Annotated in this window: 13 protein-coding genes; 2 read left to right on the plus strand and 11 right to left on the minus strand. The window is 64.6% G+C overall.

Going from position 1 to position 14,214, the window contains the following annotated elements; genetic code table 11:
• Positions 1 to 24: 24 nt before the first annotated feature.
• The 4 genes from RQI43_RS20770 to RQI43_RS20785 all read right to left on the minus strand — a co-directional run bounded on the left by RQI43_RS20770 (position 25) and on the right by RQI43_RS20785 (position 4,814).
• On the minus strand, positions 25 to 1,176 hold the full coding sequence (locus RQI43_RS20770) for a GNAT family N-acetyltransferase (protein ID WP_311276448.1): 1,152 nt from the start codon (positions 1,174 to 1,176) through the stop codon (positions 25 to 27).
• Positions 1,173 to 2,537 (minus strand): lipopolysaccharide biosynthesis protein, encoded by a 1,365-nt coding sequence (locus RQI43_RS20775; protein ID WP_405030675.1) that lies wholly within the window; start codon positions 2,535 to 2,537, stop codon positions 1,173 to 1,175. Before RQI43_RS20775 ends, RQI43_RS20770 begins: the two co-directional genes overlap by 4 nt.
• Positions 2,538 to 2,805: 268 nt before the next feature.
• Entirely contained in the window at positions 2,806 to 3,756 is a 951-nt protein-coding gene (locus RQI43_RS20780) for a GDSL-type esterase/lipase family protein (protein WP_056427038.1), read from the minus strand.
• Positions 3,726 to 4,814 (minus strand): OpgC domain-containing protein, encoded by a 1,089-nt coding sequence (locus tag RQI43_RS20785; RefSeq protein WP_311276450.1) that lies wholly within the window; start codon positions 4,812 to 4,814, stop codon positions 3,726 to 3,728. Before RQI43_RS20785 ends, RQI43_RS20780 begins: the two co-directional genes overlap by 31 nt.
• A 229-nt stretch (positions 4,815 to 5,043) precedes the next feature.
• Here RQI43_RS20785 and RQI43_RS20790 point away from each other — a divergent pair, with 229 nt between their 5' ends.
• A complete protein-coding gene (locus RQI43_RS20790) occupies positions 5,044 to 6,588 on the plus strand; it encodes an ATPase domain-containing protein (RefSeq protein WP_207412382.1) in 1,545 nt (514 codons plus the stop codon).
• On the plus strand, positions 6,575 to 7,615 hold the full coding sequence (locus tag RQI43_RS20795; protein WP_056427030.1) for a sensor histidine kinase: 1,041 nt from the start codon (positions 6,575 to 6,577) through the stop codon (positions 7,613 to 7,615). Before RQI43_RS20790 ends, RQI43_RS20795 begins: the two co-directional genes overlap by 14 nt.
• A 9-nt stretch (positions 7,616 to 7,624) precedes the next feature.
• Here the strand turns inward: RQI43_RS20795 and RQI43_RS20800 are convergent, their stop codons facing one another.
• From RQI43_RS20800 to RQI43_RS20830, 7 genes are all read right to left on the minus strand, one after another.
• Positions 7,625 to 7,999 carry a hypothetical protein gene (locus RQI43_RS20800; RefSeq protein WP_311276451.1) on the minus strand — a complete coding sequence of 125 codons (375 nt, stop codon included), beginning with the start codon at positions 7,997 to 7,999 and terminating at the stop codon, positions 7,625 to 7,627.
• Positions 8,000 to 8,004: 5 nt separating this feature from the next.
• A complete protein-coding gene (locus tag RQI43_RS20805) occupies positions 8,005 to 9,522 on the minus strand; it encodes a S10 family peptidase (protein WP_405030677.1) in 1,518 nt (505 codons plus the stop codon).
• Between the two features lie 161 nt (positions 9,523 to 9,683).
• Positions 9,684 to 10,136: a DNA polymerase III subunit chi gene (locus tag RQI43_RS20810; RefSeq protein WP_207412378.1), complete on the minus strand. Its 453-nt coding sequence runs from the start codon at positions 10,134 to 10,136 to the stop codon at positions 9,684 to 9,686.
• 52 nt (positions 10,137 to 10,188) lie between these two features.
• Positions 10,189 to 11,358, minus strand: coding sequence for a glutathionylspermidine synthase family protein (locus RQI43_RS20815; RefSeq protein ID WP_311276454.1), 1,170 nt, complete (start codon positions 11,356 to 11,358; stop codon positions 10,189 to 10,191).
• Positions 11,358 to 12,002, minus strand: a complete 645-nt coding sequence (locus tag RQI43_RS20820; RefSeq protein ID WP_311276455.1) for a DUF1190 domain-containing protein — start codon at positions 12,000 to 12,002, stop codon at positions 11,358 to 11,360. The genes RQI43_RS20815 and RQI43_RS20820 overlap by 1 nt, the downstream gene beginning before the upstream one ends.
• A gap of 120 nt (positions 12,003 to 12,122) precedes the next feature.
• Complete coding sequence (locus RQI43_RS20825) at positions 12,123 to 12,521, minus strand: DUF350 domain-containing protein (protein ID WP_056427008.1); 399 nt, start codon at positions 12,519 to 12,521, stop codon at positions 12,123 to 12,125.
• Positions 12,522 to 12,537: 16 nt separating this feature from the next.
• A complete protein-coding gene (locus RQI43_RS20830; protein ID WP_207412375.1) occupies positions 12,538 to 14,166 on the minus strand; it encodes a CTP synthase in 1,629 nt (542 codons plus the stop codon).
• Positions 14,167 to 14,214: the final 48 nt, after the last annotated feature.

A 14,214-nucleotide genomic window follows, 5' to 3' on the forward strand; every position in this document is an offset into this window, starting at 1 on the left:
GAGTAGCACGCCTGTGCCCGCCCGTCAGCGCCTGCCCAGGGCCCGTTTGACGCGGACCATGGCGCGCCGCTCCATCGAGATTAGGCGGATTCGCTGTTCGACCGTGATCATACGCGCGGCACCGCTAGGGGCGGCGACGATCTCGCAGATCGTCTCTCGATCAGGATAAAGATTCTCGAGGACCGAGCCGGCGAGCGTGGCCGAATCGAGCCGTTCGGCAAAGCCGGTCCCGTACAGAGCTTCGATGATCCGTGCCTCCAGCAGCAGGCCCGGAGCGCTGGAGCGCTCATTCTCTTCAAAGGTGGTCTTCAAGAGCGTGGCCGTACCGCTCGCTACGAGGGCAAGGCTGATCGAGAGCGGGCGACCATCCAACAGAAGGCTATCCGCCCGGACGCGGACCGGGCCATCGGCTCCGGTGAACAAGGCACGCGCGAAAGCCTCGTGCTGTGGGCGAGAAGCGAGCGCTGTCCCGGCCCTCCCCTTCCACCCGGCCTTCTCCAGCCTGAGAAAGCCCGCGACGGCATCGTTCAGGCGGTCGCCGCCGGTGGCGATGTCATGGCTGAGTGTGCCTCGCTTCGACAGGTTGCGATGGCGACGGCTGAGATCCTTCATGCGCGATCGGTGCGGATGTTCGTCGAGGAAACCGGCATATGACCCGCGACGCTCGACGATCGGTCGCTCGAAACGGTTGGCGATGCCTCTCTTCCAGCCGGCGCGATCCATGGCCTCGAGCAATCCGCGACCGAGCTTCGTCTCGGTGGGAAGCAGGGGCCAGCGCCAGATCCGCCCCTTGGAGGCGGATTGGAGCCCTTTCACCAGCAGGTCGAGGATGTCGGGCAGGTCGGGAGCATCCGCAACGAGAGGGCTCGTCTGGGTGATGAAGGGCGACAGGAAGGGACGGGCAATGTGCGTTCCGAGCCCGCTCACATCGCGCTTCCATGCGAAGGGCAACAGTGCCTCCAGCCCGAGCCGGCCTTGCACAACGATAAAGGCGAGGTCGGTGGCGGCCAACCCCGCCCTCCGATGAGCCGCCATGACATGGCGGCTGTAATGCGGGTGCGTGGTGAGCGCATTGGCCATGAGCGCATCCCAGGGATCGGGATCGGCAGCCAGTTCCGAATATGTGGCGAGCGAGACCGAGCGTCCCGAGCGCAGGTCTTGTAAGACCGTCTTCATGAGCCGAGCCGACCGGCGAATGGCAGGACCGCCGTAACGATGCCGTGCACACGGAAAGCGGCCAAAGCCATTCCCAACCCGCGAAGCACGTTGGCCATGGCCATCGTGATGGCCGCTCCCATGATTCCGAGGACCGGTACCAGAATCAGACAGAGCAGAGCGGCCAGGGCCAACATCGCCAGGGTGATGCCAGCGCAGAGACGTTCACCGTCGATCATGGTGAGCAGGTCTTCGCCGGGTCCGAACAGGCTCGCTCCGACATTGCCCGCGACCAGCACGGCGAGAAGCGGATAGCTCGCTCTAAATTCCGGCCCGAACATCGCGAGCAGGAATGGGCCCGCCGTGACGATGAAAAGACCGACGATCACCGTGGCGGCGAAGGTAAGGCGGGCCTGCATGCGGACGAAGCGCGTCAGCTCGTCTGCATCCCCGGATGCGTGGATGGCGGCGAAACGCTGAGCGGTGGCCGCGGACGCGGCGTAATGCACGAAGGGGACGAATTGCTGGATCCGGGTCGCGACAAAATACAGGCCCACCGCCGCAGGTGGCATCAGCATGCCGAGGATAACCACGTCGATCATGCTGAACGCGGAATATGCGAGGTCGGCGGCCGCGATCGGAAGGCAGGCCCGGAGCCAGATCCGCCAGCGGTATCGCGGTTTCGCAGGGAGCAGATCGTCACGAAGGCGCAGGATCAGGAGCCGTGCTTGGATCGCCAGGGCGAGTCCAGTGGCGACCAGGGTGCAGGCGATGGCAACCCATGCCTGAGCCGGTGCCCCGAAGGTGACGGCGCCCGCCATGGTGACCATGATGAGCCCCTGGCGCAGGAGGTAGGGCGGTGCGATGGCGAGCACCGCCCAGTTCTGGCTTCGAGCGACGCCCTCCAGATAATCCTGCATCGTGAAGAGCGGCAGAACGAGTGCTGCGAGGAGCAAAGGCCCAGCATACGGCCCATCGAGGAGGATGCCCTGCATCCAGGCAATGGCGAGGCCGATGCCTGCAACTATAGACGCAGCGGCAATGGTTACCCACGCGCCCGCGAGGAGGAACCCGCGCATATGGGCGGCGTCGCCTCTCGCCTGATCGGCGGGCAGGAAACGGCAGGCACCTTGAGCGAAACCCAGTGTGGAGGAATGGCCGAGGATGGCGATCCACACCCAGATCGATGCGAACACTCCGTATTCCGAGCGCCCCATGAGGCGCGCCATCATGACCTGTGCCCCGTAGGCGAAGATGGCGGCGGCAATGCGAATCGCGAAGACGTCGAGCGCCGCTCCCGCCGCGCCTGCGCGAAACGTCCTCAAGCGGCTGAAGGCCGCGCCGAGGGTCCAGCCCTCCGTCCCGTCCCACACTGACCCCACTCCACGCCCCGAACGCTCAGGCCGACCCTATCTGTTTCCGACACAAACTCCGTTACGCTTTCGGGCTCTGAGCGAAACCCGTCCCGGAATGGACACGAAAAAGGGCTCTTTTCTAGCTTCGCCCCGGAAGGTCGCCCGGCTTTTGATGACGGCCCACTTGGTCGCGTCAGCCTACAACACCATCCGAACGAAACATTGCACGATGGCGCTATAGATCGATGACCTACGGACCGACCGAGTATCCGCCGCGATCGCTATGGCAAGCCGATCAGGGTTGCTCTTGAAGCGAGGCACCACCGCTCCGGGGCGGTGAAGGCGGCTTCACCGCCGCATCCTTCGGCGGCGCGACGATGACCGACGGAGCAGTTGCGGTTCCGGTCGCAGACGGGTCGGGCTGGAGCAGCGAGAGGGTGATGGCTCGCGTAACATGCTCGGCCATGCAGCGCAGGCCAAGGTCGTTGAGACGGAACTGTCGTCCCAGCATATGTGCTTCGCCCTTGTCGCTGCTCCCGGACAGGTAGCGCATCGCCTCGTAGCGCTGCACGAGCGGCACTCCCTCGCGCAGTGCAACCTCCTGCACCTTCCGGACAATGCTGCTGTAATACTCGTCCTGGGCAAGCGAAGCCGTGTAGACTGGATTGACCAGCACCACGTCGATCTCGTGGGACTTGATCCACTGAACCGTCTCGTCGAGGACGCTGGCGAAGGCGTCGAGATCGACCCGGGCGAGCGCGTCGTGGGTACCGACCTGCCAGACCACCAGGTCGGGTTCGACCTCGGCCACCATGCTGCGCAGGCGCTCCGCAGCGCCCGAGGCGATCTCGCCCTGCATGCCTCGGCTCTCGACCTCCACATCCACGTTGGGAAGCGAGCGCTCAAGGGCCGTTTCCAGCTTGACCGGATAGGTCGCCGAGGCCCCTGCCCCCGCCGAGGACGACCCGATGGCGAGAACCCGTACGGGCCGCTTCTCCTTGAGCGCGGCCTTCACCGAGCTCAACCGGGCCAGAGTATAGAGCTTCGATCCCGGCACCCGGCATTCGGGCGACAGGCTCACATCGACGGCCTCCGACGCTTCGCCACCGGGAGCCGGGGCCGCCGCAGTCGGGGGTGAGACGATCGTCGCGCTGCCTTCCGCTCCGGCGCGGGATGATCCGGAGATCGTCCCGAGGGAGGCAAGGCCGAGTGAGATCAGGAGAGCCGAGGTTTGCGCGAGCGCCATTCGACGAACCATGCAGTGAAGCCCAGAGCGAACAAACCGAATCCCATGGCGCCGACATCCACGAGAAGGCCGCCCCCCGTCCAGAACCGCACGAGTTGCGCGGCGAGGCTCAAGAGCGAGCCGATGGAGAAGACTGCCAGTGAATTACGACCGAGTCCCGCCAAATATCGACCGATCGCACCGATGTGTGGGACGATGAGCGCGTAGACGCCTTGAAAGGCCAGCAACACGCCGATGAAGTGGATCAGCCGCGCTGGCGAAAGATACGTTTTGTCGAAGGAGAAGACGAGACGAGGATCGGGAACGAGCAGCGGGTCTGGCCGGAGGTCGAACACGGACAGGACAATTCCGAGCACGACGATGACGACGCCGAGGGGCATCAGCCGTTGAGACCAGCGCCGGAGAGTGCCGGATCGCTGGTTCAGGTCCTGGGCAACGAAGCCGAGCACCAGGAGAAGCTGCCAGCACAGGGGATCGAAGAACCAATCCCCCTCGCCCGGCCAGGACGGTAGGTTCCATTCGAAGACGAGGCTTGCCGAATAGAGGCCGAAGGACAGGACGAGCGCCGCGATCCGGGTCACCCGGGCGATGAGTATAAAAATTGGAGCAATGCCCAACAGCACTACGTAGAGCGGCAAGATATTGAAGAAGCCGAGCTGATGCGTGAGCGCGACGAAACCGATCGTGGTCTGGATCGGGTCGGCGAAGAAGCCTCCGGCATTGTGCCATTCGAGAAGGAGCGGATTGTCGAGGATCAGAGCCGTCCCGGCAATCATGGCCAGGGCGATCGCCATAGTGGTGATCTGTGCACGGTAGACTTCGATCGTGCGCGACAGGAGCCTCAGCACGCTTTTCAGACGCGGTTCCGGCTGGCCGTCACGCCCGCGCGTGGCGATCCCGATCGACCATCCGGCCAGGAAGACGAACAGTTCCGCGGCATCCGAGATGCCGTACTGCGAATAGGTGTAACGTTCGAATGTGTTGCCCGGGATGTGGTTGACGTAGATCGTCACGAGGGCGAGGCCACGCCAAAAGTCGATCGCGTTCGGTTCGCGCATTATGGGATCCGAACTCCGGACTATCAGGTTGTGGGAGGAGCGCGAGGCGGTAGCGGCTGCCGCCTCGCAGCGCGGCGGCACGGTCTGATAAGGCGACGCACGACAATCTGCAAAGCCTGTTATTCCCGCCCTCTCGAATGGCATCGGCTCCTGGTGTGGCCGATTTATCGAGGACAGACCCGCCGGGGAAATTTATGTTGAACCGTTGCCGTATCCACCGGACATGATGATGCCATCCAGTGACGCCCCCGACGCCCAACCGATCCCCACGGGAGTGCCGGGGTTCGATGGCATCCTTTCGGGAGGTTACGCGGCCCGCCGTGCGCATCTCGTGGAGGGTCGGCCGGGAAGCGGCAAGACGACCCTCGGCCTCCAGTTCCTCATCGACGGCGTGGCGCAGGGGGAGACCTGCCTCTACATCACCCTGTCGGAAAGCCGGCGGGAGTTGCTCTCCGTGGCGGGACGCCATGGCTGGTCCCTGGACGGGATCGAGATCTACGAGCTCGTGCCGCCAGAGCTGAGCCTCGATCTGAAGCAGCAACAGAGTCTCGTGCATTCGTCGGACCTCGAACTGGGCGAGACCGTCCGCATGGCCCTGGGCGAGATGGAGCGGGTGAAACCGACCCGCGTCGTCTTCGACAGCCTGTCGGAGATCCGGCTGCTCTCGCAAGGATCGCTGCGCTACCGCCGTCAGGTTCTCGCGCTCAAGAGCTACTTTCTTCTCAACGACATCACGGTGCTGATGCTCGACGATCTCAGCGCCGAGCATGACGATCTGAACCTACACTCCATCAGCCACGCGGTGATCCGGCTCGAACAGGTGACCCCGCCTTACGGCGCGGTTCGGCGGCGCATCCACGTCATCAAGATGCGCGGAACCGAGTATCAAGGCGGCTACCACGATTTCGTCATCAGGAAGGGCGGCATCCGCGTGCATCCGCGCTTGGTAGCAAGCGAACACCATCGCAGCTTCGTCATCGATTCGGTGGCGAGCGGCGTTCCCGAACTCGACCGGGTTCTCGGCGGTGGCCTCGATCGCGGGACGGCGAGCCTCGTGATCGGGCCATCGGGGGCCGGGAAATCAACGCTCGCCGTGAGCTACCTCGTCGCGGCCCTGAAACGCGGGGAACGAGGGCTGATCATCAGCTTCGATGAAACGCGCAACATCCTGCTGCAGCGCGCCCAGAGCGTGGGAATGCCTCTGGGGGCTTTTGTCGAAGCCGGAATGCTGCAGATCGAGCAGATCGACCCGGCCGATGTCTCGCCCGGCGATTTCTCCGGCCGCATCCGCGACGCTGTAGAGCGAGATGGAACGCGGATCGTCATCATCGATAGTCTGACCGGCTATCTCAGCGCCATGTCGGGTCAGCCGTACCTGGTCATGCAGATGCACGAACTGGTCACCTACCTGAACCAACAGGGGGTCGTGACGATTCTGATCCTGGCCCAGCATGGCATGGTCGGAAAGATGGAATCGCCCGTGGACCTGACCTATGTCAGCGACACCGTGATCATGCTCCGCTTCTTCGAAGCCGCTGGCCGGGTCCGTAGGGCTCTGTCCGTCCTGAAGAAGCGGACAGGCGCGCATGAGGATACGATCCGCGAGTTCAAGATCGATGCAGGCGGATTGCGGGTGGGCGAACCGCTGGAGCGGTTCCGCGGTGTTCTCACGGGCGTTCCTACCTATGACGGCGACCGGGATCATCTGCTCGCGGAACGGATCCGGACGGATGGAGCGATCGTGAACGAGCCCGGCCGCGATGCCGCATCCTGAACCGGTTGTCCTGATCCTCGCGCCGCTCGGACGGGATGCGATGGTGGCGGCGACGATCCTGGCGGAAGTCGGTATCGTGTCGAAGGCGACGTCGACCTTGGACGATCTCGTGGCCCATCTGGACCACGCCGCCTGCGCGGTGATGACGGAGGAAGCGCTTCTGCATTGGGACCGGCAGGAGATCGCTCGATGGGTCGAGCGGCAACCGCCCTGGTCGGACTTTCCCTTCGTGCTGCTCAGCTATCGCGGCGGCCCGCCGGATGTGAGGCTCACCGACCTACTCGGCAACGTCACGGTCCTGGAACGGCCGTTTCATCCGGCCGTGCTGGCGAATGCGGTTCGCTCGGCCCTTCGCGCGCGGCGGCGGCAACGCGAAGTGCAGGCGTATCTCGAAGAACGCCAACGGACGCACGAGCGCCAGGCTCTCCTGATCCGCGAGCTTCACCACCGCGTGAAAAACACGCTCGCCACGGTGCAGGGGCTCCTCGGTGCCACGGCGCGTTCGACCAAGGATGTGGACACATTCTACCAGTCCTTCTCGGACCGGATCGTCTCGCTCGGCAAGACGCATAACCTGCTCACGGAGGATTACTGGCAGACGGCGCCCCTGCGCGATCTTCTCCAGAACGAGCTCGGCCATTACAATGACGGGACAGCCAATCGGATCACGCTCGAAGGGCCCCCGGTCGAGCTGGCCGCAGATCTTGCCGTACCCACCGGTATGGCAATCCACGAACTGACCACCAATGCCACCAAGTACGGGGCGCTGTCGCTGCCGAGTGGGCGGGTCACGGTCAGCTGGAGCGTGGATCAACGCGATGCCGAGCGCGTCCTGGAACTCCGCTGGACTGAATCGGGCGGACCCCTGGTCAAGGCGCCGGAACGCAAGGGCTTCGGCTCGACGCTGCTCCAGCGCGTGCTCGCACAGCAATGCAATGCCGATGTCGACATTACCTATGAGGCCGAGGGCCTGCACTTTCGCATGGTCGCGCCCTTGCCCGGAGACAGGTTGGTGCCGGCCTATTGATCCGACCGGTCAGTATTTGACGATCCGGTCGAGGCGACCGTTGACAAAGAAATACAGCTCCTTCGCTCCCGGCTCGCTGTAGAGCACCTGTACCTCCCGGCCTGAACGGCCTTCGCCGATCAACACGTCCGTCGCAGGCTTCGCCTTCAACCGGACGAGATCGCATTCGCCGATCCCGGGCTCGATCACGGTCGCGCTGGCTGCGGAGGTCTGGCTGCACGTCCCATCGGCGTTGAGCACCGGGCCCGTGACGGACGGCGACGGGAGCGGTGCGACGGCAACCTTCGCCGGTACCGCCGCCGGTGCCTCGCGCTCGCTCGTCGTACACGCGCCGACGATATTGAGACCCATGAGACAAGCGGCGAAGCCTAGCCGCGACGACATCCTCGTCACTTCACGTCCTTTGCAGCGCCCGACCGCGCCTTGAGCGATGCAGCGTATAGCTCGGCCGCATCCCTATGAAAGGCCGCACGCGAATCGGGCCGCGAATAGAACATATGGCCGCCGGGATACACAGTTAGGTCGATCCGCCTGTCCGTGCCGAAGGCCGGCAACTGGTCGATGAGGAGTTTCGAGGTGAAGTACGGGGTCACGAGATCGGTGAAACCGTGGGCGACGAGGACGCGCAGGTTACCATCGAGCGCCATGACGCCGCGCAGGGCTCCGAGCGATTCCGGTGCCATGCGTCCGCCGCCCCAGCCCCACCCTCGGCTGACCGCACCGTTGAGGAGTTCGTAGCGAAGATCGGGCACGCGATAGTTCAGTTTCGTGCCGTAGAGTTCGAGCATGGCGCTGGTCAGCGGCGCCTGCATGGCTGTGAGCAGCGGGTCCTCGAAGCCCGAGAATGTGGCGGCCGGGTCCGGATCCCATCCGGTGATGCCGGTATCGTAGGCGCTGGCGACCCTCCCCTCCTCCTGGCCGATCTCGCGTTGGACGCTGTTCGAACTCAGGCGTCCGGCTTGGCGGCGGACGAAGTTCGGATCGAGACCCGTGATGGCTCCGACCCTTTCGCCGAGCCGGGCCAGCGCCGCTTGGTCCGACGGGCCCTTGAGCAGGTCGGTGAGATAGTCGCCGGTGGCATAGGCCTCGGTCTCTGCCAGAGCCTTCCGGCTCGGCGTGCCACCGGCTCGTTCGATGGCGGCGGCGGCAAAGGACGGCAACTTCGTCACGTGGCCCCAGGGGGTCGTGCGCGGCGATTGCAACCAGGCGAAATCGAGGACGGGTGACAGGAGAACCATGCCGGAGAGGCCGATGCCGATCTCCTCCTGCAGCTTTGCCGCGATGAGCGGCCCGCGGAAACCGCCATAGCTCTCGCCGACGAAGAACTTGGGTGCCGCGATCCGATCATTCGTCCGCAGCCAGCGGGCGATGGCCGAGGACAGGACCGACGCATCCGAGTCGACGCTCCAGTAACGCTTGGCATCGCCGTCCGATGCGCGGCTGTATCCGGTCCCCACCGGGTCGAGGAAGACGAGATCGGTGAAATCGAGCCAGGTGCCGTCGTTGGGGACGAGGCTCACCGGCGTGGAGGGGCTGATGCTCGTGCCGTCGAGAGGAAGGCGCCAGGGGCCGATCGCGCCGATATTGAGATAGGCCGATGCCGCGCCGGGACCGCCGTTGACCGCGAAGGTGACGGGCCGGGTCGCTTCGCTCGTGTCCGCGAGACGATAGGCGATGAAGGCGATCTCTGCTTGGAGCTTTCCGCTCTCATCCACGAGGGGAAGGCTGCCCGCGGTGGCGGTAAAGCGAAGAAGGCGTCCATCCGGCAGGGTGACACTGTGCTCGGTGGTGACGTCGGAGGGAAGCTTGCGTCCCTCTGGGCCCCGTTCGGCGGCCCGCCGCTCCTGAGGCTTGTCGGCACCGTGGGGGGACTGCGCCATGGCGGGCTGCCCGGCGACGAGGAGCATGGCGGACAAGACGAGTGCGAGGCGCCTGGTGCCGCCTGCCAGAATGGACCGAAGCCCCGCGGGGATTGTGCCCGGCTTGGCCACACCACCGGGCCGGCATGAATCCGTGACGGTCGAACCTCGGTTCATGCGATTCTCGCTACAATGATGGGCCAAAGCGCTCACGCTTTTTTCTGCCAGCGTCCGGATTCGTCCTGCTGCCAATAAGCGATGGCATGGCCCGCTTCCTTCGCCTGCTTCCACTGCGCCCGCGCACCGAGCAACGCGTCCTGATCGTTACCGTCGAACAGGATGCATATCCGCTGATAGTCCGACGCATCCGGCGGCAGTGGGGCGCCGTCCACGAGAAAGCGGATGGCGGCGGCGTTGGGATTACCATCCTGGAGCGTCAGGACGACGGGCTGGCTCGCCGCTTGCGGATCGCGATCCGTCCCATGCGGCAGAAAGCTATCGTCGCGATAGGTCCAGAGGTGATCGTCGAGAGCCTGAAGCCGCTCCTCGCCCGATGCCTGGATTGCCGCGCGCCAGTTGCGCTCCAGAGATCGCTCCACGAGGTTCGGTAGAACCGTCTCGAGAGGCTGCTGCTGGAGATGATAGAAGAGGATTTCGGTCACGGGAACCAGGATAGGGTAAAGCCGCCGATTTGAAAGCGGCGGGTTGCCGCTCTCAACCAGGCTCGATGAAGTGAGGGACGAACAGGGCTGAATTGCCGGTGATCGGTCCCGCGCTTTCGCGAACGCACAGCCCCGCCGGTTCGTCGCCTACGATCCAGGAGCCGATCACGGGGCGGCGGCCTTCGAAATCCGGCAATTCGGCCAGGGCCTGTCGCACGCAGCGCCCGCCGCCATAGGGTCCGTGATCCTGTGCCAGCACGGCACCGTCGCGCAGCATGAGGATGTTCGCCCCCTCCCGTGAAACCAACGGCTTCTTGACGAAGGAGGTGCCCAATGACGCCTTGCGGGAATCGTTCTCGAAAAAGGAGGGCAACAGGTTGGGATGGCCGGGCTCTCTCGCATGGAGATGGGCCAGCAATCCCTTGTTCGAAAGGACGGCCTTCCAGGGTGGCTCGATGAACCGGGTCGTCGTGGTGCCGAGATCCTTTCCGAAAGCGTCGCTGAAGGCCCATTCCCAGGGATAGAGCTTGAACAGGCGCGGGATCGGCGCATCGACCCGGTCGACGAAGCGTCCGTCCTCGTCACGTCCGATGTCGGAGAGGTCGAGGAAGCAGGTCGCGAGCCCCGCTTGGCGCGCGCAATCTTCGAGATACGCCACCGTCCCCCTGTCCTCGGGCTCAACGGCATAAGCGGTGAAGGCCATCGCTCCGTCACCGCGAAGCGTGCGGAACCGGGCGATCAGCTTTTCGTGAAGGGAATTGAACTGGTCGGCTGTCTCGGGGAGCGAGCCGGTTCGCAGCCCTTCTTCCAGCCAGAGCCATTGAAACACGCCGGACTCGTAGAGGGCTGTGGGCGTGTCGGCATTGTATTCGAGGAGCTTTGCCGGCCCGGCGGATGCCCCTCCGTAGGAGAAATCCAGGCGTCCATAGAGGGAGGGGTCTCCCCGCCTCCAGCTCGCGCGGATCGCGTCCCAGGCATGGGAAGGAATGTCGAGCGAGGCCAGGATCCGCTCGTCCTCCACCGCATCGGCGACGAAAGCGAGGCACAGGGCGTGGATCTCGGTGCTCGGCGCTTCGAGATCGTCCTCGATCTCAGCCAGCTTGAAAGCGTAGGCGTGGCTCTCGGACCAATACGCTTCGCCATCGAAGGTGTGGAAGGTGAAACCATGCCGGCGCGCGGTCTCCCGCCAATCCGGTCGTTCGCCGATGGGCACGCGCCGCATCAGCCGCCGCTTCCATGGCTCGACCAGCCGTGCGACGAGAACGAACGGCCCGTGCTTCCAAAGCCACCGTATGCGACCTTGCGCACCGCCGAAGACGCGACCCGCGCGCTGGAGGACGCACCGCCCGAAGACGTGGTGATCCGTCCGCCCCAACTCGTGCAATAGCCGGCGCCACCCGAGTGGCCGGCGCTTCCGCTATGGGACGCTTCCGAATTCGGAGCATGGTCGAAGATCGGCTGTGGCGGCAGGTTCTGATCGATCCGCCTGCCGATGACGTAGCCGGCCATCCTCGGGACGAAGCGTCCGGCAGCACTTACGGCGACGCCGTCTCCGGGCAGGCAATGCGATGGGCCGTGATGCGCCTCGCAATCGGTCACCGTGGCGTAACGCGGTGCGACCTCGGGATAGGCAGCACGCGCCGTCAGGTACTCGCTCCGGCAATCCTCCTCCGTTCGCCTGGTTCCGGCGATACAGGCGTCCGCATTCGCATAGACGAGCACGGATTCTTCGTCCTGCGACGGATCGAGACGAGCAAGCCCGAAGGCGGCGGCGCCCGCACCCGCCAGCATGACGAGGGTCACCGTCTGCGAGCGCATGAGGCGCGGCGGCTTTACGGATGTCGGAGTATCGGCCTCGGATGGCATCCTACTGAGGACCGCCTTTCGACGATCCGCTCCCTCACGGCACGATGCCGCACAGACCCGAATGTAGGATCGAGCTTGGCCGTTTGAAACCGGCGATGGGACATTTCCCCGAACGCCGGCTCAGTAAGTCATGGATGCCGCGTTGACGATGCCGCCCGCCAGGGACGACGCGGCGAGCAGGATGGATGCAGCGATCTCACCGGCTTCGATGCGCCGCGAGAGGTCCGGCAGGATCAGCCGCACGACGAAATAGGCCAGGATCTGCACGATGAGGGCGACGAGGCCCCAGACGATGCAGTCGAGGATCGATTGAGCGTTATAGATCGCCACCGAGAGCGGCAGCGTATAGCCGATGAGGCTTCCGCCCAGCGCGATGGCGGCCGAGGCATTGTTGGCGCGGATCAGCGCGATCTCGCGATGGGACGTCGCCGACAGGTAGACCGCGAGATAGACCGCCACGAGGCCGAACGCCGCCGCAACATAGGCGATGAAGGCGGGCAGACCCGAGATCGAGACCATGGCGCCCGCACCTCCCTCAGACCAGCCGGCTCTGGACGATGGCGGCCGAGATGAAGCTCTTGAACAGCGGATGTGGCTCGAACGGCCGCGACTTCAGTTCCGGGTGGAACTGCACGCCGATGAACCAGGGGTGGCCTGCATGTTCCACCGTCTCGGGAAGCAGACCGTCCGGTGAGAGACCCGAGAACCGCAGGCCCTTGGCTTCCAGCCGCTCGCGATAGGCCATGTTGACCTCGTAGCGGTGCCGGTGACGCTCGGAAATCTCGGTGCCGCCGTAGATCTCGGCGATCTTGGTATCCGCGCCGAGGGTCGCCTTGTAGGCGCCGAGCCGCATGGTGCCGCCGAGATCGCCCTGTGCAGCGCGCCGCTCCAGCTCGTTGCCCTTGAGCCATTCCGTCAGCAGGCCGACCACGGGCTCGCCGGTCTCCCCGAACTCCGTGGAATTGGCGTCCTCGACCCCGGCCAGGGAGCGAGCCGCTTCGATCACGGCCATCTGCATGCCGAAACAGATGCCGAAATATGGGATCTTGCGCTCACGGGCGTAGCGCGCCGCGCGAATCTTACCCTCTGCGCCGCGCTGTCCGAAGCCGCCGGGGACGAGAATGCCGTTGATACCTTCAAGGAACGGTGCCGGATCTTCACGCTCGAAGACCTCGGATTCGATCCATTCGAGGTTCACCTTCACATTGTTGGCGATGCCGCCATGCGTCAGCGCCTCGGACAGGGACTTATAGGCGTCCTTGAGGCCCGTATATTTGCCCACGATGGCGATGGAGACCTCGCCTTCGGGATTGCGCACGCGCTCGGAGATCGTCGTCCAGCGCACGAGATCCGGTTCGCCCTTCGGTTCGATTCCGAAATGCGCGAGCACCTCACGGTCGAGGCCGGCCTCGCGGTAGGACAGCGGCACGTCATAGATCGACGCCACGTCGCGCGCCTCGATGACGGCTGTCTCACGCACGTTGCAGAACAGACCGAGCTTGCGCCGCTCTTCCACCGGAATCGGACGGTCGCAGCGGCAGAGCAGGATGTCCGGCTGGATTCCAATGGAGCGGAGTTCCTTGACGGAATGCTGCGTCGGCTTGGTCTTCAATTCGCCTGCCGAGGGGATGTAGGGCAGCAGAGTCAGGTGGACGAAGGCGACAGTGCCGCGAGGCAATTCCTGGCCGAGCTGGCGGATCGCCTCGAAAAACGGAAGGCCCTCGATGTCGCCCACCGTGCCGCCGATCTCGACGAGGACGAAATCGAACGCTTCGTTGCCGTCGAGTACGAACGTTTTGATGGCGTTGGTGACGTGAGGGATGACCTGGATCGTCGCGCCGAGATAATCGCCGCGCCGCTCCTTCGTGATGATGTCGAGATAGATGCGACCGGTGGTGATGTTATCGGCCTTAGTCGCCGGAAGACCGGTGAAACGCTCGTAATGGCCGAGGTCGAGATCGGTCTCCGCACCGTCGTCGGTAACGAAGACCTCGCCGTGCTGCGTCGGGCTCATCGTGCCCGGATCGACGTTCAGGTAGGGGTCGAGTTTGCGCAGGCGGACCGTGTGGCCGCGCGCCTGCAGGAGAGCTGCGAGAGCCGCAGATGCGAGGCCCTTGCCGAGCGAGGAGACCACGCCGCCGGTGATGAATACGTACCGCGTCATGGGCTTCGGCTCATAAACAAGGGTGGATGATTCGACAAACTTCAAACG

The organism is Methylobacterium sp. WCS2018Hpa-22, assembly GCF_031843785.1.
GTDB lineage: Bacteria > Pseudomonadota > Alphaproteobacteria > Rhizobiales > Beijerinckiaceae > Methylobacterium.

Coding starts and splice junctions, on each gene's coding strand:
- RQI43_RS20830 (WP_207412375.1), bottom strand. CDS start 14,166: ATGACGCGGTACGTATTCATCACCGGCGGCGTGGTCTCCTCGCTCGGC.
- RQI43_RS20785 (WP_311276450.1), bottom strand. CDS start 4,814: ATGCGCGAACCGAACGCGATCGACTTTTGGCGTGGCCTCGCCCTCGTG.
- RQI43_RS20770 (WP_311276448.1), bottom strand. CDS start 1,176: ATGAAGACGGTCTTACAAGACCTGCGCTCGGGACGCTCGGTCTCGCTC.
- RQI43_RS20825 (WP_056427008.1), bottom strand. CDS start 12,521: ATGGTCTCGATCTCGGGTCTGCCCGCCTTCATCGCCTATGTTGCGGCG.
- RQI43_RS20805 (WP_405030677.1), bottom strand. CDS start 9,522: ATGCTCCTCGTCGCCGGGCAGCCCGCCATGGCGCAGTCCCCCCACGGT.
- RQI43_RS20815 (WP_311276454.1), bottom strand. CDS start 11,358: ATGCGGCGCGTGCCCATCGGCGAACGACCGGATTGGCGGGAGACCGCG.
- RQI43_RS20795 (WP_056427030.1), top strand. CDS start 6,575: ATGCCGCATCCTGAACCGGTTGTCCTGATCCTCGCGCCGCTCGGACGG.
- RQI43_RS20800 (WP_311276451.1), bottom strand. CDS start 7,999: ATGTCGTCGCGGCTAGGCTTCGCCGCTTGTCTCATGGGTCTCAATATC.
- RQI43_RS20780 (WP_056427038.1), bottom strand. CDS start 3,756: ATGGCGCTCGCGCAAACCTCGGCTCTCCTGATCTCACTCGGCCTTGCC.
- RQI43_RS20820 (WP_311276455.1), bottom strand. CDS start 12,002: ATGCCATCCGAGGCCGATACTCCGACATCCGTAAAGCCGCCGCGCCTC.
- RQI43_RS20790 (WP_207412382.1), top strand. CDS start 5,044: ATGCCATCCAGTGACGCCCCCGACGCCCAACCGATCCCCACGGGAGTG.